Raw genomic sequence first — 387 nt, forward strand, 5'->3', positions numbered from 1 at the left:
GCCAATAATTAGGCTGTTGATTCGCTACAAGTCACCATTCGGCGTACTGTCGATGACGCGGTGAGCGCCATTCGGCGTACTACCGCTGACGCGGTGAGCGCCATTCGGCGTACTACCGCTGACGCGGCGAGCGCCATTCGGCGTACTACCGCTGACGCGGCGATCGCCATTCGACGTACTACCGCTGACGCGGCGAGCGCCATTCGGCGTACTACCGCTGACGCGGCGAGCGCCATTCGGCGTACTGTCGCTGACGCGGCGAGCGCCATTCGGCGTACTACCGCTGACGCGGTGAGCGCCATTCGGCGTACTACCGCTGACGCGGTGAGCGCCATTCGGCGTACTACCGCTGACGCGGCGATCGCCATTCGGCGTACTACCGCTGAC

Annotated in this window: 1 protein-coding gene; it reads right to left on the bottom strand. The window is 64.6% G+C overall.

Annotation, left to right across the window (positions count from 1 at the left end; all coding sequences use genetic code 11):
- Positions 1-24: 24 nt before the first annotated feature.
- The coding region (locus EOE67_RS20615; protein WP_206099686.1) for a hypothetical protein at positions 25-387 on the bottom strand (363 nt) is incomplete at its 5' end.

The sequence above is a fragment of the Rheinheimera riviphila genome, assembly GCF_004005945.1.
In the GTDB taxonomy this organism is placed as follows: Bacteria; Pseudomonadota; Gammaproteobacteria; order Enterobacterales; family Alteromonadaceae; genus Pararheinheimera; species Pararheinheimera riviphila.